Source organism: Pseudomonas sp. P116 (assembly GCF_020149425.1).
Taxonomy (GTDB): domain Bacteria; phylum Pseudomonadota; class Gammaproteobacteria; order Pseudomonadales; family Pseudomonadaceae; genus Aquipseudomonas; species Aquipseudomonas anatoliensis.
Genome location: NZ_JACVHB010000008.1, coordinates 26,028 through 46,329, shown reverse-complemented (window position 1 = coordinate 46,329; position 20,302 = coordinate 26,028). Strand labels below are relative to the sequence as shown.

Sequence of the window (20,302 nt, the reverse complement as noted above, 5' to 3'; positions counted from 1 at the left end):
CTGCACGACGGCCCGCAAATTCCCGGCAAATTGCACGATCCCAAAGCTTCGCAGATAACCCTGTGGGAGCTCGCTTGCCAGCGATAGCGGTGGCTCACCCAGCGACTTGTCCAACTGTAAGACCGAATCGCGGGCAAGCCCGCTCCCACAGGGATTGAGACAGTCTCTGATTAACGGGCTAAACCAAACCGCCCCCGATACTCACTCGGCGCCAGCCCGGTGATCTTCTTGAAAATCGCGCGGAATGCCCCCGGGTCCTGATACCCCACCGTCCACGCAATATGGTCGATCGTGCCATTGGTGAACTCGAGCATCTCCCGCGCCTTGCCCACCCGCAGGTGCTGGCAATACTCGGTCGGCTTCAACCCGGTCGCCGCTCGAAACCGACGCAGAAACGTGCGTTCCTCCAGCCCTGCCCGCTCGGCCATCGTGGTCAGCGAAACATCTGTCGCGCCGGTGCCTTGCAACCAGTGCTGCACCTTGAGAATCGCTGCATCGCCATGACTGAGAATCGGCGCGAAATTACTCCCGCACTCGCTGGCGCTGTCGCTGTGCTCCATCACCAGAAACCGCGCCGTGGCAGTGGCGATACTCGGCCCGAGCAGACGATCGACAAGACGCAACCCCAGCTCCGACCACGCCATCAAACCGGCCGTGGTGATCAAGTCGCCGTCATCGACAATCGGTGTGTCAGCCTTGAGCTTGATCTTCGGATAACGCTCGGCGAATGCCTTGGCCGAGGTCCAGTGGGTCGTGGCGCTGCGGCCGTCGAGCAGACCGCTTTCGGCGAGCATCAACGAGCCCACACAAACCCCGCCAAGCGTCGCGCCACGGGCGTGTTGCTCGCGCAGCCATGGTGCCAGACCGGCCGGCATGTGCGCCGCAGAGAATCCAGCGATCGAGGGCGGTATCAACACCGCCAGCAAATGGCTTTCTGTGCCGGGAAGACTGTCGTAAACCCGTGCCGGTGGCCGATCGCTTTCGGCCTGCCAATGACTGACGCGCAACAGCGGCAATTGCGCAGCCTGATGCTCGCCAGCGATCCGGTTGGCCACCGCGAACAGATCAGTCAAACCATGCACCGCCGCCATCTGCGCGCCGGGATAAATCAGCACGCCCAATTCAGCCACGGCGGCCCTTTCTGCGCCCATTGTCAGTTTTCCCCTGTCTATTGTCGGTGCGGCCAATCCTCGAATCATCGGCCAGCGCCAATACTGAAGCCACTTCCAGCCAATACCTCAAGGACACATCCATGGCCAAGCAAGCGCTCATCGTAGTCGATATCCAGAACGACTACTTCCCCCAAGGCAAGTGGCCGCTGGTCGGTGCCGACGCCGCTGCCGACAACGCCGTCCAACTGATCGCAGCGTTCCGCGATGCGGGGGATTCGGTGATCCATATCCGCCACGAATTCACCTCACCCGAGGCACCGTTTTTCACGCCAGGTTCCGACGGCGCGAAGCTGCATCCAAAAGTACTCAACCGCGCCGACGAACCCGTGGTGCTCAAGCATTTCGTCAACTCGTTCCGCGAAACCGAACTGCAATCGATTCTGGATGAACAAGGCATCAAGGAGTTGGTGGTGGTCGGTAGCATGAGCCACATGTGCGTCGACGGCATCACCCGGGCTGCAGCCGATATGGGTTACAGCGTCACGGTAATCCACGACGCCTGCGCCAGCCGTGATCTGGAGTTCAACGGTCTCACCGTGCCGGCAGCGCACGTCCACGCCGCGTTTATGTCGGCGCTGGGTTTTGCGTACGCCAACGTGGTGTCCACTGACGAATTCCTCAACGCCAACCGCTAAAACCCTGCAGCGCGACATTTTGTAAACACAAGGGCCCGCCTCGCAGCGGGCTTTTTTTCGTCTGTCATGAAAATCTCACGCGTGAGTCATTGATGGCACTTTGAATTGGTTGTAGTGTGGCTCACGCGTGAGACATTCATAACCGAGTCAATGCCATGAAAAGCCGCTCCCCCGCCGTTGCATCAGAAAGCCCCAAGGGAGAGCGCTCGAAACCGTCCGCGAAAAAACCGTCGAGTTTCTATATGAAACAGATGCGCGCGGGCCTGGCTGCCGCCGGTTATGTGAAACACGAAACTTGGGTGCTTCCCGAAAACCGAAGCTTGCTCAAGCAGATGGAGCAACAGCTACGCCAACCGATTCTGGCTGGCTCAATCATGTCGGAGAATTACATGAGCGCAGGCAACAACTGGAACATCGATAGCCTCTTCAACGCCCTCAAGGCACTGGACGAGGTGGCTTCGCAAGAGATCACGCTGTCTCTGATCCAGAGCTCCGAACCCAGCATCAAGCTGGAAATGAACGATTTCGGCGGCCTGCCGATTCACATCGCCCTGGCCGGTCAGCAGATCATCGTCGACACCGTGCTGGTGGACATCGATTCGATCACTGACGTCCAAGCCTTCAACGACGCCGTGCTGCGCAGCCGGGAAATGTTCCCGCTGTCGTCGATCGGTATCGAGTCGATGCCTAACGGCCAGACCGTTTACAACATGTTTGGCGCCCTGAGCGCCGACTCGAGCCTGACCAACGTCGTTACCGAGGTGAAAACCCTGGTCGACAACGTGCAGCGCGCGAGCGAAGCCTTCGAACACTTCTTCAAGTAATCAACAGGGAATATCCAATGACTCAGTCCATCTGGAGCAAGTTGTTCACCGCACTGCGCGGCGGCGCCAGTGAAGTCGGCGAAAGCATCGTCGACCAACAGGCCCTGCGTATCCTCGACCAGGAAATCCGCGACGCCGATACCGCGCTGTCGAACGCCCGTCGTGAACTGGTCACCATCATGGCCAAGCACAAACTGGCCGCCGACCGCGTGAGCGAGTACGACGCCAAGATCAAGGATCTGGAAGCCAAAGCTGTTTCGGCCCTGAACGCCGGCCGTGAAGACCTGGCACTGGAAGTGGCCGAAGCGATTTCGACCCTGACCAACGACCTGGATGTCGAGAAGAAACAAAGCGACGAGTTCGGCACCTACGCCGCCAACATGCGCAAAGACATCAACAAGGCCGAATCGCGGATCAAGAGCCTGCGCCAGCAAGTGGACATGGCCAAGGCCCGTGACAGCGTGCAGAAAGCCCAGGTCAGCGCGTCCATCGCCAGTGGCGGCGCCAACGGCAAACTGGAAACCGCAGTCGGCACCTTGAACCGCCTGCAAGCCAAACAGCAGCAACGTGCTGCCGAACTGAGCGCTGCGGACGAACTGGCTGATGCCGCGACCGGCAACGATCTGGATCGCAAACTGCGCGACGCCGGCATCACGCCGAACGAAGGCAGCGCCAATGCGATCCTCGAACGCCTGAAGCAAAAATCCGCTCAGTAACACGCACCGTGTAGGAGCTGCCGAAGGCTGCGATCTTTTGATCTGTTGTCAAAATCAAAAGATCGCAGCCTGCGGCAGCTCCTACACGTTTTTATGCATCCGCAACATTTGCATTTTGCCTGCTCGTTCACCACGCAGCCCGGTACACTAGCGACGTTTTTTTGCCAACGAACACCTCCACCCGCTTCAAGGAACGTACCCATGGGATGGTTTAAAGATTTGCTGGGCACCAGCAACTGGCAGACCGCTGCGCCAACGCCAACCGTTGCCAGTGGCCCACTCGGCATGGCGCAAGGCAAGGGTGTCAGGTTCGATTCGACCCTGTCGTTGTTGCTCGACGGTTCGACCTCGGTGCGCGTGCCCTTCGATCAGGCAGTCTGGAGCGCAGGCTGGGTCGATCTCGGCCAGTCCAACAAACTGCACCGCTATTACATGAATGACGAGGATTTCTGGGTGCAGATCCACGTCACTGGCGATGACCAGATCGAATCGGTCACGCTCTTCAACTATCTCAGTTACGTGACGGTCAACAGCGATGCCGAACTGCAGCGCCTGGCCGGTCCCAACAGCTTGATCGGCCTGCCGGCCTACACCCACGAGGGTGTCGAATACACCCGCGAGTGGGGCACCGAACAAGGCCAGACCGAACTGGTGCCGATGACCGAGCACGTGGTCAATGCGGACGAAAGCTACACCATCAACCACCACTCGATGCTCTACGCGCGCGAGACCGGCCTGACCGATCGCCGCGAACTCTTGCTGTTCTCCGTCGAACAGGATGAAGAAGGCACCGTCAGCCTGAGCACCTCGCTGGGCATTTCGTTGTACACGACTGACCTGAGCACCATTTAAATAAGGAAGTTTTCCATGCTGGAAGTGCTGGCCGTATCCCTTAACAAGACCGCGTTGACCGGTTTCATCGTCTACCTGATTGGCGCCGTGCTGCTGTTCATGCTGTTTCAATTCGTCTACACCCGCGTCACTCCGCACAAAGAGTTCGAGCTGATTCGTTCCGGCAACACGGCCGCTGCCGTCGCGCTGGCCGGTGCAATCATCGGTTTCGCCATTCCTGCCAGTAACGTGATTGCCTTTTCGGTCAACGTTGTCGACTTCGTGGTTTGGGCGGTGATCGCCGCAGTGGTGCAACTGCTGGCGTTCCTTGGCACGACCCTGGTGCTCAAAGGTACTTCCCAGCGCATCGCCAACGGTGAAGTGGCCGCTGGCATCTATGTCGCCGCCGTCGCGATCAGCGTCGGCATGCTCAACGCTGCGTGCATGACACCGTCCAACTGATCGGCAGGAAGCCCTAGATGAAACGAAGTAAATACGTTCAGCTGTCCCTCGCGGCGTCGGTGGCCATCGCCATCTCCGGCGAAGCGGCGGCGGTCGATCAGCCACGCAACTTCCAGAGCGTGGAACAGTGCGTCGATGCAGAAGTCGCTGCTGATGTTTGCTCCAATGCCTACGTTGCGGCTCTGACCGAGCACCGACGCATCGCTCCGGCGTACGACGACAAAGCGAAGTGCGACGCGGATTTTGCCGCCGACTGGTGTCAGAAAAATTCCGACGGCCGCTTCGTGCCGAAACTCGGCGGCTTCAAAGTGCCGCAGCCCGGTGAAGCCGCGCAAAATCTCGATGCCATCGCCGACGCGCAGATGCCGGCCGGTGACACGACATCCAGCAACGCGACCCAGAGCACTTCGCACTACTCCGGTGGCGGGGGCGGCGGCAATGGCATGTTGACCGGATGGCTGATCGGCAATGCGATGAGCAACAACTCCAACCGCACGGTTTACCGCGACCGCGATACACGCCAGACCTACAACACTTCGACGCAGTACCGCAAAATCGAATCGGCACCGCGCAGCCAACCGGACTACGAGAGCACCAGAAGCAAACCGGTGAACGTCGCCTCCTCGACTTCCCGTGGCGGCTTCGGCAGCCAGTCCAGCGCGCGCAGCGGTTGGGGTGGCTGGGGTAGCAGCTCCGGTCGTTCGAGCAGCTGACCATGAAAAAGATCCACTGCGCCGAGCGCCCCGACTGGAAACAGACAGCCGAGAGCCTCGGCTTCATGTTCCACACCATCGACGACGAACCCTACTGGGACGAAAGCGCGTACTACCAGTTCACGCTCGCGCAGATCGAAAATGATCTGGAAGACCCGACCACCGAACTGCACGAGATGTGCATGGATCTGGTCGACCGCGTGGTGCGCAGCGAAGCGTTGCTTGATCGGTTGAGCATCCCGCCTGCGTACTACGACATGATCCGCACGTCCTGGCTGGAAGGTCATCCGCATCTGTACGGACGCATGGACTTTTCCTACAGCGGCAACGGCCCGGCAAAACTGCTGGAGCTCAACTACGACACGCCGACCAGCCTCTACGAAGCGGCGGCGTTCCAGTGGGGCTGGCTGGAGCAATGCATCGAGCGCGGCACGCTGCCGAGCCATGCCGACCAGTTCAACAGCATCGACACCAAACTGCATCAAGCCTTCGCCGAATTGCAGCTCAAGCGGCCGTTCTACTTCGCCTCGATGAAAGACTCGGTTGAAGACAAGGGCACCACGGACTACCTGCGCCTGATCGCGGAAAAAGTCGGCATCGAATCACGGCACATCGACATCGAGGACATTGGCCTCAGTGCCGACGGCCGATTCGTCGACCTGCAGGATCGCTGGATCCCGCACCTATTCAAGTTGCACGCCTGGGAGTTCATCTTCCACGAGCCGTTCGGCGCGGCGATTGCCGCGTGCGATACGCAATTTTTCGAGCCGGCGTGGAAAGCGATCCTCTCGAACAAAGGCGCGTTGCCGTTGCTGTGGGAGTTGCACGAGGGCCATCCGAATCTGCTCGCGGCACATCTCGATCCGAATCCGGCCAGCGCCGTGCCCAAGGGCTGGGTGCGCAAGCCGTACTTTTCCCGGGAAGGCGCCAACATCGAGCTGCAAACCGCGGACGGTCTGATCGTCAAAGAAGACGGGCCTTACACCGATGCGCCGTTCATCCTGCAGGAGTTCGCGCCATTGCCGAAGTTCGACGACAGCTACACGCTGATCGGTTCCTGGGTAATTGGTGATCAAGCGGCCGGGATTGGTGTGCGTGAGGACAACAGTCTGATTACCAAGGATTCGAGCCGGTTCTTGCCGCACCTGATTCTGGACTGAGCCGTTAAAGCGCAAATTGTCAGCAACAAAAAACCCGTAGCGTGGAAGCGCTACGGGTTTTTTGTTAATGGCCTGGCTTATGAAAATTCGGTCGAGCGTACCGGATTCGGTACTGCAGGCGTTTCCTTGGTCACTTCGGTGGTGCTGGCGCGGGCCATTCTGCGCTGCGCAATTTCCGCACCGCGGCGGCGTAGGGGCGTTTCGACAAAGCGGTAGTTCAGCTCGCTGCAGACCACCATGATCGCAAACGAGGTGAGCAACATTTCTACGGTGAACTCAGGCCCCAGTTCAACGCCCCTTTCGCTGGCCACTCGACTCCAGATTTCGGTGCTCAAGTGATAGGCAAACATATGCACGACATACAAGGCGTAGGAGCGCGACCCCAGCCATTGTCCTAGCCCGCTCAAGAACGCCGGGCAATAGATATAGCCCTTCTGGTAACTGGAGAGCCAGACCAGAATCAACGCATTTAATGCGATCAGGCCGACCGCAATTGGCATGGCGATCAGTTGACCGGCAATGGCACCGAGCATGTAAAGCAGGAACAGCGTCAGCGCCAGCCGTTTGGCCAGGCTGCCGCCCAGCGCCACAGGCTCGATATCCTTGTATAGCGAGGTGCGCGTAAACAGGCACAACAGAATGCCCCACATCATCGCGTCCACGCGGAACGAGAAAAGCATGCCGGCCAGCGGCCCGCCAAACGCATAGCGATTGAACGGGAACTGCACGGCAATCAGCGCGAGCAGTGCGATCACCCGCCAACGGGTTGAGGTGATAAGCAGCAGGAACAGCGGGAAGATGAAATAAAACTGCTCCTCCAGCGCCAAGCTCCAGTACACCGAGTTCGGCCCCAATAGCACGCCGTACTGATTCGCCAGATTCCCCGTGAACGTGGCGATTGCAGTGAAGCTGCGCAGATTTTCGAACCACGACTGAAACGCATTGGACTGGTTGAAGAAGATCGAGAACGCCAACGGAATCAGCACCCACAGCCACGCGGTGGGCAGCAGACGATAAGCGCGACGGATCCAGAACGACGTGGCGGCAACGCCGAACCGGTTCTGCTCACGGTTTTTATCGAAATAGTCCAGGTACGCCTTGCTGACCACGTAACCGGAAATACAGAAAAACAAATCCACCCCCGACCAAGGGGAATAAATGTTGAACAGTTTCTGCATGAACTCAGCATGAAACGGCAGCAACATGGAGCTATGGGCAAACACCGTCATCAGGATCGCCACGCCGCGCAGGTACTCGATTTCCTTGTTCTTGCTACTGCTCATGGGTTTCTCTTGTTGTTATGGAACAGCCCCTACACCGGGGGACCTGTTCTTGCAGAAAATCGACTGGATCGCCAGTCGCCGGGACGGATCATGGATCGGCTTGGCCCTGCCTTCAAGACTCAGTACAAAACTTTACCGCAGCGATCGCCGGGACCGCTCGGTCACCTCATGGAGCGTCCGCCACTTTCAGCCCTGCCAAAACGACAAAACCCCCGCAATGCGGGGGTTCTGATACTAAATCCGGAGCGATTCAGGAAACGAATCAGAACGGAATATCGTCATCAAAGCTGTCGAAATCCGGAGCCGGTTGCGGCGCGGCTTGCTGTGGAGCCGGGGCCGAACGCTGTTGCGGAGCCGACTGCTGCGGGCGCGGAGCCTGCTGACGTGGCGCTGGAGCGGACTGCTGATAGTTGTTGCCGCCGCCTTGTTGCTCGCCCTGTTGTGGACGGCCGCCAAGCAGTTGCATGGTGCCTTGCATGTCGACCACGATTTCGGTGGTGTAACGCTTGATACCGTCTTTTTCCCACTCACGGGTCTGCAGCTTGCCTTCGATGTAAACCTGCGAGCCTTTACGCAGATATTCGCCAGCGATTTCTGCAACCTTGCCGAACATCGAAACACGGTGCCATTCGGTCTTCTCGACCTTCTGACCGGTTTGCTTGTCGGTCCACTGTTCGCTGGTTGCCAGACTCAGGTTGGTCACGGCGTTACCGTTAGGCAGGTAGCGAACTTCGGGATCCTGGCCGCAAGTGCCGACCAATATGACTTTGTTAACCCCACGGGCCATAACGTTCTCCTAGGCTTCGCAAGCAGCCCCGGCCGGGTTGTTCACCAGGCGTTCGAGGGTGTCGCGATCCACTAATTCTTTGTCCAGTTTGATGTAAACAGCCGCTTCATCAGCAACTATCACTGCATCGGTTACCCCTACGAGGGCCTTGAGGCGCTCGACCAGACCCGCTTCGCGGATCGCCTCGGGCGACAACGGCAAGCGCAGGCTCGTCACGTAGGGAGGTTCGCGCATGGTAACAGCAAAGGCCAGCCATATGGCAGCCAGCCCGGCACATCCAAGGAACACAACCGACAGACCGCCATGCTGAAACAACCAGCCGCCGAGTATCCCGCCGAGTGCCGAACCGAGGAACTGGCTGGTGGAATACACGCCCATGGCCGTGCCCTTCCCGCCCGCCGGTGAAACCTTGCTGATCAGCGACGGCAATGAAGCCTCCAGCAGATTGAACGCGGTGAAAAACACCACCGTGCCAATCACCAGAGCCCGCAAGCTGTCACCGAACTGCCAGAAGAATAGCTCAGTCAGCATCAGCGTCATGACGGCGCCGAGCAAAACTCGTTTCATTTTGCGTTTCTTCTCGCCATAGATGATGAACGGGATCATGGCGAAGAACGAAATCAGCAGTGCCGTCAGGTAGACCCACCAGTGCTGCTCCTTGGGCAAACCGGCTTTTTCTACCAGCGCCAAGGGCAGCGCGACGAAGCTCGACATCAACATGGCATGTAACACAAAGATGCCCAGATCCAGGCGCAACAGATCCGGATGCTTGAGGGTCGGCAGCAACGCCTGCCGCGCTACGCCCGATTCGCGGTGCTGCAGCGGCCCGGTGGATTTCGGCACCATGAACATGACGATCACGATTCCGACCAGCGCCATCGCGCCAGTGGCGAGAAACAATCCGGACAAGCCAAAGGCACTGGTCAGCAGCGGCCCGACCACCATGGCCACGGCGAACGACAGGCCGATGGTCATGCCGATCATTGCCATCGCTTTGGTGCGGTGTTGTTCACGGGTCAGGTCAGACAGTAACGCCATGACCGCAGCGGAAATCGCCCCGGCGCCTTGCAGGATCCGCCCGGCGATCACGCCCCAGATCGAGTCAGCCTGAGAGGCCAGCACACTGCCGAGAGCGAAGACGATCAGCCCCAGGTAAATCACTGGCCGACGGCCGATGCGGTCGGAAATGAAACCGAACGGAATCTGGAAAATCGCCTGTGTCAGGCCGTAAGCGCCGATAGCCAACCCAATCAGGGCCGGGGTCGCTCCTGCCAGATCCATGCCGTAGGTCGCCAGTACCGGCAACACCATGAACATGCCAAGCATACGGAAGGCGAACACCAGGGCCAGACCGCTCGCTGCGCGGGTCTCGCTGCCACTCATGCGTTCGCTGTGGGGATCGTGCATGGAAAAACCTCGTGTGAACCGGCGGCGATTCTACCAGTCCCATCGAAAGACGGGGTATATCGCGACGCTTTGCCACGCATAGATGAAACTCTCTTCATGCAAGGCAAAAAACGCTTGGCTTGATAGTGTGCATCCATCCAGTATTTGCCCGTATACTCCTACGTTTTCGACGCCCGCCGAGCGAGGCCACTTTGGACAAGATCCTGATACGTGGGGCCCGTACCCACAACCTGAAGAACATCGACCTGACCCTGCCACGGGACAAACTGATCGTCATCACCGGCCTGTCCGGATCCGGCAAGTCGTCCCTGGCCTTCGACACCCTGTACGCCGAAGGTCAGCGCCGCTATGTCGAATCCCTGTCGGCCTACGCCCGGCAGTTCCTGTCGATGATGGAAAAACCTGACGTCGACACCATTGAAGGCCTGTCGCCGGCAATCTCCATCGAACAAAAGTCGACCTCGCACAACCCGCGCTCCACGGTCGGCACCATCACCGAAATCTACGACTACCTGCGCCTGCTCTATGCGCGCGTCGGTACGCCGCGTTGCCCGGATCACGATATTCCGCTTGAAGCGCAGACCGTCAGCCAGATGGTCGATCTGGTGCTGGCGCAGCCGGAGGGCAGCAAACTGATGCTGCTGGCACCGGTGATTCGCGAGCGTAAAGGCGAGCATCTGTCGGTTTTTGAAGAACTGCGTGCGCAAGGTTTCGTCCGCGCCCGGGTCAATGGCCGAATCTGCGAACTCGACGAACTGCCGAAACTGGATAAACAGAAGAAGCACTCGATCGATGTGATCGTCGACCGCTTCAAGGTTCGCGCCGATCTGCAGCAGCGTCTGGCCGAGTCTTTCGAGACCGCGCTAAAGCTCGCGGACGGTATCGCCCTCGTGGCGCCGATGGACGACGAGCCAGGCGAAGAGATGATCTTCTCCGCACGCTTTGCCTGCCCGATCTGCGGCCATGCAATCAGCGAACTCGAACCCAAGCTGTTTTCCTTCAACAACCCGGCCGGCGCCTGCCCGACCTGCGACGGCCTGGGCGTTAAGCAATTCTTTGACATCAAGCGACTGGTCAACGGCGAACTGACGCTGGCCGAAGGCGCGATCCGCGGCTGGGACCGGCGTAACGTCTATTACTTCCAGATGCTCGGCTCGCTGGCCTCGCACTATGGTTTCAGTCTGGAGAAGCCATTCAACGAACTGCCGGCCGATCAGCAGAAGTTCATCCTGCACGGCAGCGGCTCGCAGAACGTCGACTTCAAATACCTCAATGACCGTGGCGATATCGTCAAACGTTCGCACCCGTTCGAAGGCATCGTGCCGAACCTGGAGCGACGTTACCGCGAAACCGAATCGGCGAGCGTGCGTGAAGAGCTGGCCAAGTTCCTCAGTACCCAGTCCTGCCCGGATTGCCGAGGCACCCGTCTGCGTCGCGAGGCGCGGCACGTCTGGGTCGGCGAGAAGACTCTGCCGGCGGTGACCAACCTGCCAATCGGCGATGCCTGCGAGTATTTCGGCACGCTGAAGCTGACCGGTCGTCGTGGCGAAATTGCCGACAAGATCCTCAAGGAAATCCGCGAGCGTCTGCAGTTTCTGGTTAACGTCGGGCTGGACTACCTGTCGCTGGACCGCAGCGCGGACACCCTTTCCGGCGGTGAAGCCCAGCGGATTCGTCTGGCCAGTCAGATCGGTGCTGGTCTGGTGGGCGTGTTGTACATCCTCGACGAACCGTCGATTGGCTTGCACCAGCGGGATAACGACCGACTGCTCGGCACACTCAAACATCTGCGCGATATCGGCAACACGGTAATAGTGGTCGAGCACGACGAGGACGCCATCCGTTTGGCCGACTACGTTGTGGATATCGGCCCGGGCGCTGGCGTGCATGGCGGCCATATCGTCGCCGAAGGTACGCCCGCCGAAGTCATGGCGCACCCGGACTCGCTGACTGGCAAATACTTGTCTGGCAGGGTGAAGATCGCAGTGCCAGCCAAGCGCACGCCACGCAACAAGAAGCTGACCCTGTCACTCAAGGGCGCGCGCGGTAACAACTTGCGCAATGTCGATCTGGAAATCCCGATCGGCCTGCTGACCTGCGTGACCGGCGTATCCGGTTCGGGCAAATCGACGCTGATCAACAACACGCTGTTCCCACTGAGCGCTACGGCACTCAACGGCGCGACCACGCTGGAAGCCGCAGCACACGACAGCATCAAAGGCCTGGAAAATCTCGACAAAGTCGTCGATATCGACCAGAGCCCGATCGGTCGTACGCCGCGCTCCAACCCGGCGACTTACACCGGGCTGTTCACGCCAATCCGCGAACTGTTCGCCGGCGTGCCGGAATCACGTTCGCGTGGTTACGGGCCTGGGCGTTTCTCGTTCAACGTCAAGGGCGGTCGCTGCGAAGCGTGCCAAGGCGATGGTCTGATCAAGGTGGAAATGCACTTCCTGCCGGACATCTATGTGCCGTGCGACGTGTGCAAGAGCAAGCGCTACAACCGCGAAACCCTTGAGATCAAGTACAAGGGCAAGAACATCCACGAAACCCTCGAGATGACGATCGAGGAAGCCCGGGTGTTCTTCGATGCGGTGCCGGCGCTGGCGCGCAAGCTGCAAACGCTGATGGATGTGGGGCTGTCGTACATCAAGCTGGGGCAGTCGGCGACTACGCTGTCCGGCGGTGAAGCGCAGCGGGTCAAGCTCTCTCGCGAGCTATCCAAACGCGACACCGGCAAGACCCTGTACATCCTCGATGAGCCGACCACGGGCCTGCACTTCGCGGATATCCAGCAATTGCTAGACGTGCTGCATCGCCTGCGCGATCACGGCAACACCGTGGTGGTGATCGAACACAACCTGGACGTGATCAAGACGGCTGACTGGCTGGTTGATCTCGGGCCTGAAGGCGGTTCCAAGGGTGGACAGATCATCGCCACCGGCACGCCAGAGGAAGTGGCCGAGATGAAGCAATCTCACACCGGTTACTACCTCAAGCCGTTGCTGATCCGAGATCGTGCCTAAACACCGGGCATGAAAAAGCCCCTGTCACTTCATCAGTGACAGGGGCTTTTTTGTATCTTTGCAATCAGGAAGTATGAGACTGCAGATAGTTCTCGAGACCGATCAGCTTGATCAGGCCCAACTGCTTTTCCAGCCAGTAGGTGTGATCTTCTTCGGTGTCGTTCAGCTGGATCCGCAGGATCTCACGACTGACGTAGTCCTTGTGTTGCTCGCAGAGCTCAATGCCTTTGCACAGCGCAGCACGGACTTTGTACTCAAGACGCAGATCCGCTTCGAGCATCTCCGGTACCGTGGTGCCGACATCCAGATCATCCGGACGCATACGCGGTGTGCCTTCAAGCATCAGAATCCGGCGCATCAACGCATCGGCGTGACCTGCCTCTTCTTCCATCTCGTGGTTGATTCGCTCGTAGAGCTTGGTGAACCCCCAGTCCTCATACATCCGCGAATGCACAAAATATTGGTCACGCGCGGCCAGTTCGCCGGTCAGCAACGTGTTGAGGTAATCGATAACATCTGGGTGGCCTTGCATCGCCCTACATCTCCCTGCTTGAAAGGCTGTAGTTTGAACCAACCTGACTGGAAGGTCACCCTTTCTACGCAATAAAAGCGAAGATATTCTGAGAAAAGCGGCCTAAATAACGCAAAAACCGCCCAAATGAGGGCGGTTCTGCTTCTCGTTTAGACTTCGTTAAGCTGTACGTTGAGCAGCTTTGCGATTGCGTCTCCATACGCCGGATCGGCTTTATAGAAGTGCTGCAACTGACGGTCGACGACGTCAGGCGAAACCCCGCTCATTGCCCCGGCGATGTTGCTGACTAACAACGCTTTTTGCTCGTCACCCATCAAGCGGAACAGTGCACCGGCGTGGCTGTAGTAGTCGGTGTCTTCGCGGTGATCGTAACGATCAGCCGCACCGCTCAAGGCCAGCGCAGGCTCAGCATAATGCGGCGCTTGCTTTGGCGACTCGATGTAGCTGTTCGGCTCGTAATTAGGTGCCGCACCACCGTTGCTGCCAAAAGCCATCGAGCCATCGCGCTGATAAGTATTCACCGGACTGCGCGGAGCATTCACCGGCAATTGCTGGTGGTTGGTGCCGACACGGTAGCGATGGGCATCAGCGTAAGCGAACACACGACCTTGCAGCATACGGTCAGGCGAGAGACCGACGCCTGGAACCATGTTGCTGGGGCCGAATGCGGCTTGCTCGACTTCAGCAAAGTAATTCAGTGGGTTGCGGTTCAATTCCAGCTCACCCACTTCGATCAGCGGGAATTCTTTCTGCGACCAGGTTTTGGTGACATCGAACGGGTTCTCGAAATGCGCCGCAGCCTGAGCTTCGGTCATGATCTGGATGCACACGCGCCATTTCGGGAAGTCACCACGCTCGATCGCTTCGAACAGGTCACGCTGGGCGTAATCCGGATCGGTGCCCGCCAGACGTGCAGCGTCTGCCGGCGCCAGGTTCTTGATCCCTTGCTTGGTCTTGTAGTGCCACTTCACCCAGTGACGCTCGCCCTGCGCGCTGATCAGGCTATAAGTGTGGCTGCCGAAACCATGCATGTGACGGTAGCCGTCAGGAATGCCGCGATCAGAGAACAGGATCGTGACCTGGTGCAGGGCTTCGGGTGAGTGCGACCAGAAGTCCCACATCATTTGCGCACTTTTCAGGTTGCTTTGTGGCAGACGCTTTTGAGTGTGGATGAAGTCTGGAAACTTCAGGGGATCGCGAATGAAGAACACTGGCGTGTTGTTGCCAACGATGTCCCAGTTGCCTTCTTCGGTGTAAAACCTCAAAGCGAAACCACGAGGATCGCGCTCGGTATCAGCCGATCCACGCTCGCCACCGACGGTGGAGAATCGCAGAAAGGTCGGGGTTTGCTTGCCCACAGACTCGAACAGCTTGGCGCTGGTGTACTGGGTGATATCGCGGGTAACAGTGAACGTACCGTAAGCACCCGAGCCCTTGGCATGTACGCGGCGCTCAGGAATGTTTTCACGGTTGAAATGGGCGAGCTTCTCGAGCAAGTGAAAATCGTCGAGCAGCAGCGGGCCGCGAGGGCCGGCAGAGCGAGAATTCTGGTTATCAGCGACAGGAGCGCCACTGGCGGTCGTAAGCGTTTTAATCTGGCTCATACGGTCTTCTTCCTCTTTCAGTCTTCAAACTGCCGGCTAATCGGCTTGGTGGGAAGTATTGATCATCAACGTGACACCTACAAATTCATTACCTTGCGGGCATCGATAGAAAATTACTAATGATCATTTCCCACACATGATGACAAAGGAACAGAGTCAGAAGCTTGTACGAATCACTCATTTTCTTGCAGACACAAAAAACCGGGCACTAGGCCCGGTTCTTCGTTTCAGACTGACGTCTTACTCAGCGGATACAGCTTCACCGCCGGTAGCACGATCAACCAACTCGACGTACGCCATAGGCGCGTTGTCGCCAGTGCGGAAGCCGCACTTGAGGATGCGCAGGTAGCCACCCTCACGGGTAGCGTAACGCTTGCCCAGGTCGTTGAAGAGCTTACCAACGATAGCTTTCGAACGAGTACGGTCGAAAACCAAACGGCGGTTAGCCAGGCTGTCTGTCTTGGCCAAAGTGATCAGCGGCTCAGCAACGCGACGCAGTTCTTTAGCTTTCGGCAGTGTAGTTTTGATCAGCTCGTGCTCGAACAGCGACACCGCCATGTTTTGGAACATGGCCTTGCGGTGCGAGCTGGTGCGGCTCAGGTGACGACCACTTTTACGATGACGCATGGTTCATTCCTTACCAAACACTACGTTCGGTGATTACGACGATCAGGCAGTCGCCTTGTCGTCCTTCTTAAGACTTGCAGGCGGCCAGTTGTCGAGGCGCATGCCGAGGGACAGACCGCGGGAGGCCAGAACGTCCTTGATTTCAGTCAAGGATTTCTTGCCCAGGTTCGGAGTCTTCAACAGCTCTACTTCGGTACGCTGAATCAGGTCACCGATGTAGTAGATGTTTTCCGCCTTAAGGCAGTTAGCCGAACGTACAGTCAGTTCCAGATCGTCAACCGGGCGAAGCAGGATCGGATCGATCTCGTCTTCCTGCTCGACAACCACTGGCTCACTGTCACCTTTGAGGTCGACGAACGCAGCCAACTGCTGTTGCAGAATGGTTGCAGCGCGGCGAATAGCCTCTTCAGGATCCAGAGTACCGTTGGTTTCCAGATCAATAACCAGCTTGTCCAGGTTAGTACGCTGCTCGACACGGGCGTTTTCCACCACGTATGCGATACGGCGAACCGGGCTGAACGAAGAGTCAAGCTGCAAGCGACCGATGCTGCGGCTTTCGTCTTCATCGCTCTGACGCGAGTCGGCTGGTTCATAACCACGACCACGAGCTACAGTGAGCTTCATGTTCAGGGCGCCGTTAGACGCCAGGTTAGCGATTACGTGATCGGGATTAACGATCTCGACATCATGATCCAGCTGAATATCGGCAGCGGTAACCACCCCCGAACCCTTCTTCGACAAGGTCAGCGTAACTTCGTCACGACCGTGCAGCTTGATGGCCAGACCTTTAAGGTTCAACAGGATTTCAATTACGTCTTCCTGTACACCTTCGATGGCGCTGTACTCGTGGAGCACACCGTCAATCTCGGCCTCGACTACTGCGCAGCCGGGCATTGAGGACAACAGGATGCGTCGCAGCGCGTTGCCCAGGGTGTGGCCAAAACCACGCTCGAGAGGCTCGAGAGTGATCTTGGCGCGGGTTGGACTGACAACCTGCACATCAATATGGCGGGGTGTCAGGAACTCATTTACCGAAATCTGCATGGATGCACCTATTTTCTAGCCCTTACTTGGAGTAGAGCTCGACAATCAGGCTTTCGTTGATGTCGGCGGACAGATCACTGCGAGCAGGAACGTTCTTGAAAACGCCCGACTTCTTCTCAGTGTCTACTTCTACCCATTCTACGCGGCCACGTTGGGCACACAGATCGAGAGCTTGGACAATGCGAAGCTGGTTTTTTGCTTTCTCGCGAACTGCAACCACGTCACCAGCACGAACCTGATACGACGGAACGTTTACGGTCTGACCGTTAACGCTGATCGACTTGTGCGATACCAGCTGGCGGGATTCGGCACGAGTCGAACCAAAGCCCATACGGTATACAACGTTGTCCAGACGGCATTCGAGCAGTTGCAGCAGGTTTTCACCGGTTGCACCTTTCTTGCCAGCAGCTTCTTTGTAGTAGCCGCTGAACTGACGCTCGAGAACGCCGTAGATACGACGGACCTTCTGCTTTTCACGCAGTTGGGTGCCGTAGTCGGACTGGCGACCGCGGCGTTGGCCGTGGATACCAGGTGCTGCTTCAATGTTGCACTTCGATTCGATCGCGCGCACGCCGCTCTTCAGGAAGAGATCGGTGCCTTCGCGACGAGCGAGTTTGCATTTTGGACCAATGTAACGAGCCATTCTTTACAATCTCCTGGATTACACGCGGCGCTTCTTCGGCGGACGGCACCCGTTGTGCGGGATTGGCGTCACGTCGGTGATGCTGGCGATCTTATAGCCACAGCCGTTCAATGCACGGACAGCAGACTCACGACCTGGACCTGGACCTTTGACGTTAACGTCGAGGTTTTTCAGGCCATATTCCAGCGCAGCTTGACCAGCACGTTCAGCAGCTACTTGAGCAGCAAACGGGGTGGACTTGCGGGAACCGCGGAAACCCGAACCACCGGAGGTAGCCCAAGAAAGCGCGTTACCTTGACGGTCGGTGATGGTCACGATTGTGTTGTTAAAAGAAGCATGGATGTGGGCGATGCCATCAACCACTGTCTTTTTAACTTTTTTACGAGGACGAGCAGCAGGTTTTGCCATGATTAATTTCCTGTCGATTCGCGTGGGCGATTACTTGCGGATCGGCTTACGCGGACCTTTACGGGTACGCGCGTTAGTCTTGGTACGCTGACCGCGCACTGGAAGACCACGACGATGACGCAGACCGCGGTAGCAACCGAGATCCATCAAACGCTTGATTTTCATGTTGACTTCGCGACGCAGGTCACCTTCAGTGGTGAACTTCGCCACTTCGCCACGCAACTGTTCAATCTGCTCGTCGCTCAGATCTTTGATCTTTGCGGCTGGGTTTACCCCAGTCTCTGCGCAAATTTTCTGCGCAGTAGTGCGACCAACACCATAGATGTAGGTCAGCGAGATAACAGTGTGCTTGTTATCTGGAATGTTAACGCCTGCAATACGGGCCATTCAGTGGGACTCCAATTGACAGCTACCTACGCCCCGGAAGCCAAGAAATAGGGCGCGAGATAATATCGCTGTAATAACAAATAATCAACCCGGCAGCGCACTAGCTGCCGGGCTTCAAGCGGATCACACTCAGCCTTGGCGCTGTTTGTGACGCGGTTCCGCGCTGCAAATTACTCGAACAACACCTTCGCGGCGAATAATTTTGCAGTTACGGCACAGCTTTTTCACCGATGCACGAACTTTCATCACCAACTCCTCGAACCTTATGGGTACTCAGCGCAACATGCCGCTGCCGTAACCCTTCAGGTTGGCTTTCTTCATCAGGGATTCGTACTGGTGCGAAACGAGGTGCGATTGTACTTGGGACATGAAGTCCATCACAACCACGACCACGATCAGCAACGAGGTCCCGCCAAGGTAGAACGGAACGTTTGCCGCAACCACCAGGAACTGGGGCAACAGACATACGGCCGTCATATATAGAGCACCGAACAGGGTCAAACGGGTCAGAACGCCATCAATGTAGCGCGCCGACTGCTCGCCCGGACGGATACCCGGAATAAAGGCACCGGACTTCTTCAGGTTTTCCGCTACGTCTTTCGGATTGAACATCAACGCCGTATAGAAGAAGCAGAAGAAAATAATCCCTGCACTAAACAGCAGAATATTCAACGGCTGACCAGGAGCGATCGACTGCGAGATGTCCTGCAACCAGCCCATACCTTCAGACTGACCGAACCAGGTACCCAACGAAGCCGGGAACAGCAAAATGCTGCTCGCGAAAATAGCCGGAATAACACCGGCCATGTTCACCTTCAGCGGCAAGTGGCTAGTCTGCGCAGCGAAGACCTTACGGCCCTGCTGACGCTTGGCGTAGTGAACAGCAATACGACGCTGACCACGCTCAATGAACACCACAAAACCGATAATCGCTACTGCCAGCAAACCGATCGCAACCAGGGCAAAAATGTTGATGTCACCCTGACGTGCAGACTCGAAAGACTGCCCGATCGCTCTCGGAAGACCGGCGACGATACCTGCGAAAATCAACATCGAGATACCGTTGCCAACACCACGCTCAGTAATCTGCTCACCCAGCCACATCATGAACATCGCACCAGCCACAAAAGTGGATACCGCGACGAAATGGAAGCCAAAGTCACCAGTGAACGATACGCCCTGCCCTGCCAGACCAATGGACATGCCAATAGCCTGAACGAGAGCGAGAACGACAGTGCCGTAGCGGGTGTACTGAGCAATCTTGCGACGCCCAGCTTCACCTTCCTTCTTCAACTGTTCCAGCTGCGGGCTGACGGCTGTCATCAGTTGCATGATGATCGATGCCGAAATGTACGGCATGATCCCCAGTGCAAAGATGCTCATCCGTTCCAGCGCGCCGCCGGAGAACATGTTGAACAAGCTAAGAATGGTCCCCTCATTCTGTCGAAACAGTTCTGCGAGTCGGTCCGGGTTAATACCTGGAACCGGGATGTGTGCGCCTATTCGGTAGACGATAATCGCCAGGAACAGAAAACGCAGACGAGCCCAGAGTTCAGACATACCGCCTTTGCCGAGCGCAGAGAGAGCACCTTGCTTAGCCATTTATTCCTCGAACTTGCCGCCAGCTGCTTCGATAGCCGAACGCGCACCTTTGGTGGCGCCGATTCCCTTGCCGATAGTGACAGCGCGAGTCACTTCACCGGACAGCATGATTTTCACACGCTGTACGTTGACGTTAATCACGTTGGCATCTTTCAGGGACTGCACAGTGACGATGTCGCCTTCCACTTTAGCCAGTTCGGACAGACGCACTTCTGCGCGATCCATAGCTTTCAGGGAAACGAAACCGAACTTCGGCAGACGACGATGCAGCGGCTGTTGACCGCCTTCAAAGCCTGGAGCAATGGTGCCACCGGAGCGGGAGGTCTGACCTTTGTGGCCACGGCCACCAGTCTTACCCAAACCGCTACCGATACCACGGCCCGGACGATGCTTTTCACGACGGGAACCCGGCGCTGGACTCAGATCATTGAGTTTCATC

The 20,302-nt window shown here is 57.6% G+C and carries 22 protein-coding genes; 8 read left to right on the top strand and 14 right to left on the bottom strand.

Features of this window, described 5'->3' with window-relative positions; all coding sequences use genetic code 11:
- Positions 1 to 170: 170 nt before the first annotated feature.
- A complete protein-coding gene (locus ICA15_RS23845) occupies positions 171 to 1,151 on the bottom strand; it encodes a GlxA family transcriptional regulator (protein WP_210554816.1) in 981 nt (326 codons plus the stop codon).
- Between the two features lie 101 nt (positions 1,152 to 1,252).
- Between ICA15_RS23845 and ICA15_RS23840 the strand changes: the two genes are divergently transcribed.
- The 7 genes from ICA15_RS23840 (at position 1,253) to ICA15_RS23810 (ending at position 6,513) form a co-directional block, all read left to right on the top strand.
- Positions 1,253 to 1,807, top strand: a complete 555-nt coding sequence (locus ICA15_RS23840; RefSeq protein WP_150602063.1) for a cysteine hydrolase family protein — start codon at positions 1,253 to 1,255, stop codon at positions 1,805 to 1,807.
- A 242-nt stretch (positions 1,808 to 2,049) separates the two neighbouring features.
- Positions 2,050 to 2,631: a YjfI family protein gene (locus tag ICA15_RS23835; protein ID WP_224450914.1), complete on the top strand. Its 582-nt coding sequence runs from the start codon at positions 2,050 to 2,052 to the stop codon at positions 2,629 to 2,631.
- 17 nt (positions 2,632 to 2,648) lie between these two features.
- Positions 2,649 to 3,347, top strand: a complete 699-nt coding sequence (locus tag ICA15_RS23830) for a PspA/IM30 family protein (protein WP_042561322.1) — start codon at positions 2,649 to 2,651, stop codon at positions 3,345 to 3,347.
- Between the two features lie 201 nt (positions 3,348 to 3,548).
- Positions 3,549 to 4,199: a DUF2491 family protein gene (locus ICA15_RS23825; RefSeq protein ID WP_210554815.1), complete on the top strand. Its 651-nt coding sequence runs from the start codon at positions 3,549 to 3,551 to the stop codon at positions 4,197 to 4,199.
- Positions 4,200 to 4,214: 15 nt separating this feature from the next.
- Entirely contained in the window at positions 4,215 to 4,640 is a 426-nt protein-coding gene (locus ICA15_RS23820; RefSeq protein WP_150595176.1) for a DUF350 domain-containing protein, read from the top strand.
- A gap of 17 nt (positions 4,641 to 4,657) precedes the next feature.
- On the top strand, positions 4,658 to 5,353 hold the full coding sequence (locus ICA15_RS23815) for a DUF1190 domain-containing protein (protein ID WP_150602060.1): 696 nt from the start codon (positions 4,658 to 4,660) through the stop codon (positions 5,351 to 5,353).
- A 2-nt stretch (positions 5,354 to 5,355) separates the two neighbouring features.
- Positions 5,356 to 6,513 (top strand): glutathionylspermidine synthase family protein, encoded by a 1,158-nt coding sequence (locus ICA15_RS23810; RefSeq protein WP_210554814.1) that lies wholly within the window; start codon positions 5,356 to 5,358, stop codon positions 6,511 to 6,513.
- Between the two features lie 77 nt (positions 6,514 to 6,590).
- Here the strand turns inward: ICA15_RS23810 and ICA15_RS23805 are convergent, their stop codons facing one another.
- The 3 genes from ICA15_RS23805 to ICA15_RS23795 all read right to left on the bottom strand — a co-directional run bounded on the left by ICA15_RS23805 (position 6,591) and on the right by ICA15_RS23795 (position 9,990).
- Positions 6,591 to 7,796 (bottom strand): acyltransferase family protein, encoded by a 1,206-nt coding sequence (locus tag ICA15_RS23805; protein WP_210554813.1) that lies wholly within the window; start codon positions 7,794 to 7,796, stop codon positions 6,591 to 6,593.
- 262 nt (positions 7,797 to 8,058) lie between these two features.
- Positions 8,059 to 8,583 carry a single-stranded DNA-binding protein gene (locus ICA15_RS23800; protein WP_042561333.1) on the bottom strand — a complete coding sequence of 175 codons (525 nt, stop codon included), beginning with the start codon at positions 8,581 to 8,583 and terminating at the stop codon, positions 8,059 to 8,061.
- 9 nt (positions 8,584 to 8,592) lie between these two features.
- Positions 8,593 to 9,990 carry an MFS transporter gene (locus ICA15_RS23795; protein ID WP_042561334.1) on the bottom strand — a complete coding sequence of 466 codons (1,398 nt, stop codon included), beginning with the start codon at positions 9,988 to 9,990 and terminating at the stop codon, positions 8,593 to 8,595.
- A gap of 191 nt (positions 9,991 to 10,181) precedes the next feature.
- On the opposite strand from ICA15_RS23795, the gene uvrA reads away from it, so the two are divergent.
- Complete coding sequence (gene uvrA, locus ICA15_RS23790; RefSeq protein WP_210554812.1) at positions 10,182 to 13,016, top strand: excinuclease ABC subunit UvrA; 2,835 nt, start codon at positions 10,182 to 10,184, stop codon at positions 13,014 to 13,016.
- Positions 13,017 to 13,080: 64 nt separating this feature from the next.
- Here the strand turns inward: uvrA and bfr are convergent, their stop codons facing one another.
- From bfr to rplO, 10 genes are all read right to left on the bottom strand, one after another.
- The gene (gene bfr / locus ICA15_RS23785) at positions 13,081 to 13,548 is read right to left on the bottom strand and encodes a bacterioferritin (RefSeq protein WP_047303712.1); all 468 of its coding nucleotides are present in this window, start codon (positions 13,546 to 13,548) and stop codon (positions 13,081 to 13,083) included.
- Positions 13,549 to 13,697: 149 nt separating this feature from the next.
- Positions 13,698 to 15,152: a catalase gene (locus ICA15_RS23780; RefSeq protein WP_210554811.1), complete on the bottom strand. Its 1,455-nt coding sequence runs from the start codon at positions 15,150 to 15,152 to the stop codon at positions 13,698 to 13,700.
- A 240-nt stretch (positions 15,153 to 15,392) separates the two neighbouring features.
- Positions 15,393 to 15,779: a 50S ribosomal protein L17 gene (gene rplQ / locus ICA15_RS23775; protein WP_042561338.1), complete on the bottom strand. Its 387-nt coding sequence runs from the start codon at positions 15,777 to 15,779 to the stop codon at positions 15,393 to 15,395.
- A 42-nt stretch (positions 15,780 to 15,821) separates the two neighbouring features.
- Complete coding sequence (locus tag ICA15_RS23770) at positions 15,822 to 16,823, bottom strand: DNA-directed RNA polymerase subunit alpha (RefSeq protein ID WP_003186012.1); 1,002 nt, start codon at positions 16,821 to 16,823, stop codon at positions 15,822 to 15,824.
- A 22-nt stretch (positions 16,824 to 16,845) separates the two neighbouring features.
- On the bottom strand, positions 16,846 to 17,466 hold the full coding sequence (gene rpsD, locus ICA15_RS23765; protein WP_003176404.1) for a 30S ribosomal protein S4: 621 nt from the start codon (positions 17,464 to 17,466) through the stop codon (positions 16,846 to 16,848).
- 18 nt (positions 17,467 to 17,484) lie between these two features.
- On the bottom strand, positions 17,485 to 17,874 hold the full coding sequence (gene rpsK, locus ICA15_RS23760) for a 30S ribosomal protein S11 (RefSeq protein ID WP_002555466.1): 390 nt from the start codon (positions 17,872 to 17,874) through the stop codon (positions 17,485 to 17,487).
- A gap of 30 nt (positions 17,875 to 17,904) precedes the next feature.
- Positions 17,905 to 18,261, bottom strand: coding sequence for a 30S ribosomal protein S13 (gene rpsM, locus ICA15_RS23755; protein ID WP_150595171.1), 357 nt, complete (start codon positions 18,259 to 18,261; stop codon positions 17,905 to 17,907).
- A 129-nt stretch (positions 18,262 to 18,390) separates the two neighbouring features.
- Complete coding sequence (gene rpmJ / locus ICA15_RS23750; protein ID WP_002555468.1) at positions 18,391 to 18,507, bottom strand: 50S ribosomal protein L36; 117 nt, start codon at positions 18,505 to 18,507, stop codon at positions 18,391 to 18,393.
- Between the two features lie 27 nt (positions 18,508 to 18,534).
- Entirely contained in the window at positions 18,535 to 19,863 is a 1,329-nt protein-coding gene (secY, locus tag ICA15_RS23745) for a preprotein translocase subunit SecY (protein ID WP_150595170.1), read from the bottom strand.
- On the bottom strand, positions 19,864 to 20,301 hold the full coding sequence (gene rplO / locus ICA15_RS23740; protein ID WP_042561340.1) for a 50S ribosomal protein L15: 438 nt from the start codon (positions 20,299 to 20,301) through the stop codon (positions 19,864 to 19,866).
- Position 20,302 lies beyond the last annotated feature (1 nt).

Bases quoted from the DNA above. Each gene is read 5' to 3' on its own strand.
- ICA15_RS23770 (WP_003186012.1), bottom strand. From the start codon at position 16,823: ATGCAGATTTCGGTAAATGAGTTCCTGACACCCCGCCATATTGATGTG.
- rplQ (WP_042561338.1), bottom strand. From the start codon at position 15,779: ATGCGTCATCGTAAAAGTGGTCGTCACCTGAGCCGCACCAGCTCGCAC.
- ICA15_RS23815 (WP_150602060.1), top strand. From the start codon at position 4,658: ATGAAACGAAGTAAATACGTTCAGCTGTCCCTCGCGGCGTCGGTGGCC.
- rpmJ (WP_002555468.1), bottom strand. From the start codon at position 18,507: ATGAAAGTTCGTGCATCGGTGAAAAAGCTGTGCCGTAACTGCAAAATT.
- ICA15_RS23840 (WP_150602063.1), top strand. From the start codon at position 1,253: ATGGCCAAGCAAGCGCTCATCGTAGTCGATATCCAGAACGACTACTTC.
- ICA15_RS23795 (WP_042561334.1), bottom strand. From the start codon at position 9,990: ATGCACGATCCCCACAGCGAACGCATGAGTGGCAGCGAGACCCGCGCA.
- secY (WP_150595170.1), bottom strand. From the start codon at position 19,863: ATGGCTAAGCAAGGTGCTCTCTCTGCGCTCGGCAAAGGCGGTATGTCT.
- ICA15_RS23845 (WP_210554816.1), bottom strand. From the start codon at position 1,151: ATGGGCGCAGAAAGGGCCGCCGTGGCTGAATTGGGCGTGCTGATTTAT.
- bfr (WP_047303712.1), bottom strand. From the start codon at position 13,548: ATGCAAGGCCACCCAGATGTTATCGATTACCTCAACACGTTGCTGACC.
- ICA15_RS23810 (WP_210554814.1), top strand. From the start codon at position 5,356: ATGAAAAAGATCCACTGCGCCGAGCGCCCCGACTGGAAACAGACAGCC.
- ICA15_RS23830 (WP_042561322.1), top strand. From the start codon at position 2,649: ATGACTCAGTCCATCTGGAGCAAGTTGTTCACCGCACTGCGCGGCGGC.
- ICA15_RS23825 (WP_210554815.1), top strand. From the start codon at position 3,549: ATGGGATGGTTTAAAGATTTGCTGGGCACCAGCAACTGGCAGACCGCT.
- ICA15_RS23835 (WP_224450914.1), top strand. From the start codon at position 2,050: ATGAAACAGATGCGCGCGGGCCTGGCTGCCGCCGGTTATGTGAAACAC.
- ICA15_RS23800 (WP_042561333.1), bottom strand. From the start codon at position 8,583: ATGGCCCGTGGGGTTAACAAAGTCATATTGGTCGGCACTTGCGGCCAG.
- rpsK (WP_002555466.1), bottom strand. From the start codon at position 17,874: ATGGCAAAACCTGCTGCTCGTCCTCGTAAAAAAGTTAAAAAGACAGTG.
- rpsM (WP_150595171.1), bottom strand. From the start codon at position 18,261: ATGGCCCGTATTGCAGGCGTTAACATTCCAGATAACAAGCACACTGTT.
- ICA15_RS23805 (WP_210554813.1), bottom strand. From the start codon at position 7,796: ATGAGCAGTAGCAAGAACAAGGAAATCGAGTACCTGCGCGGCGTGGCG.
- ICA15_RS23780 (WP_210554811.1), bottom strand. From the start codon at position 15,152: ATGAGCCAGATTAAAACGCTTACGACCGCCAGTGGCGCTCCTGTCGCT.
- rpsD (WP_003176404.1), bottom strand. From the start codon at position 17,466: ATGGCTCGTTACATTGGTCCAAAATGCAAACTCGCTCGTCGCGAAGGC.
- rplO (WP_042561340.1), bottom strand. From the start codon at position 20,301: ATGAAACTCAATGATCTGAGTCCAGCGCCGGGTTCCCGTCGTGAAAAG.
- ICA15_RS23820 (WP_150595176.1), top strand. From the start codon at position 4,215: ATGCTGGAAGTGCTGGCCGTATCCCTTAACAAGACCGCGTTGACCGGT.